The organism is Nonomuraea sp. SBT364 (assembly GCF_001083785.1).
Classification (GTDB): domain Bacteria; phylum Actinomycetota; class Actinomycetes; order Streptosporangiales; family Streptosporangiaceae; genus Nonomuraea.
This window is the reverse complement of the sequence record NZ_LAVL01000360.1, coordinates 1-1,019: the sequence shown is the minus strand read 5'-3', so window position 1 is coordinate 1,019 and position 1,019 is coordinate 1. Positions and strand designations below refer to the sequence as shown.

General features: G+C 72.4%; 2 protein-coding genes. Both read right to left on the bottom strand.

Features of this window, described 5'->3' with window-relative positions; genetic code table 11:
• Positions 1–571, bottom strand: a 571-nt coding sequence (locus ADY59_RS47350) for a methyltransferase domain-containing protein (RefSeq protein ID WP_049577976.1), incomplete at its 3' end; no start/stop codon positions are given.
• 10 nt (positions 572–581) lie between these two features.
• Positions 582–917, bottom strand: coding sequence for an ArsR/SmtB family transcription factor (locus ADY59_RS47345; protein WP_049577973.1), 336 nt, complete (start codon positions 915–917; stop codon positions 582–584).
• Between the last annotated feature and the right edge of the window lie 102 nt (positions 918–1,019).

Here is a 1,019-nt window from a genome sequence, read left to right as displayed (position 1 = left end):
CTCCCCCGCCGCCCTCGCCGGTCTCGGTGTGGCCGACCGCGTCGGTCACGACGTCGCTGACGCCGAACCGGCCGCCCGGGCGCAGCACCCGGAACGCCTCCGCCAGCACCGCCGCCTTGTCGTCGGACAGGTTGATCACGCAGTTGGAGATCACCACGTCCACCGCCTGGCCGGGCAGCGGGATCGCCTCGATGCCGCCGTGCAGGAACTCGACGTTGGCCGTGCCCGCCGTGTTGCGCCGGGCCAGGGCCAGCATGTCCGCGCTGGCGTCCAGCCCGTACACCTTGCCGTGCGGGCCGACGCGGCGCGCCGACAGCAGCACGTCGAGGCCGCCGCCCGACCCCAGGTCAAGCACGGTCTCCCCGGCGCGCAGCTCGGCGACGGCGACCGGGTTGCCGCACCCGAGGCTGGCCGCCGCAGCCCCGCCGGGCAGCGCCTCGGTGCCGTCGTAACCGGCGGCGCCGAAACGCCCGCCGGCGAAGGCGTCCGGCTCGCAGTCGGTGACGCGTTCCCCGGCCGGCGCGGCGCGGGCCAGGGCCGAGTAACGGCCGACGATCTCGTCGTGCGCCATGACGGTCTCCTCAATCGCAGGCCGGCGCGGCCGGCACGGGGTTGCCCATCACCACGTCGGCGGCGGTGGGGAAGCAGCTCACACAGGTGTCGTTGATCCGGTAAAGGCGGGCGGTGCCCTGCTTGTCCATCAGCACGAAACGCACCTCGGCCAGGATCTTCAGGTGGTGCGACACCGTGGACTGCCCCACGCCCGAGGCGGCCACGATCTCCCCCACGGTCATCGGCTCACGCCGCCGGGCCAGCAGCGACACGATCTGGATCCGCGTCGCGTCGGCCAGCGCCCTGAACCAGCTCGCGTACTCCTCGGCCTCGGCCCGCGCCAGAGGCCCCCTGTCATCATTCATCGAAAATCGACGATAAACGATAAAATCCGGCAAGAGAACCCCCTGCTCGTACGCGAGCCGTACCAGGTGACAGGGGCGTGAGGGGCAGGTGTGGGGGCAGGG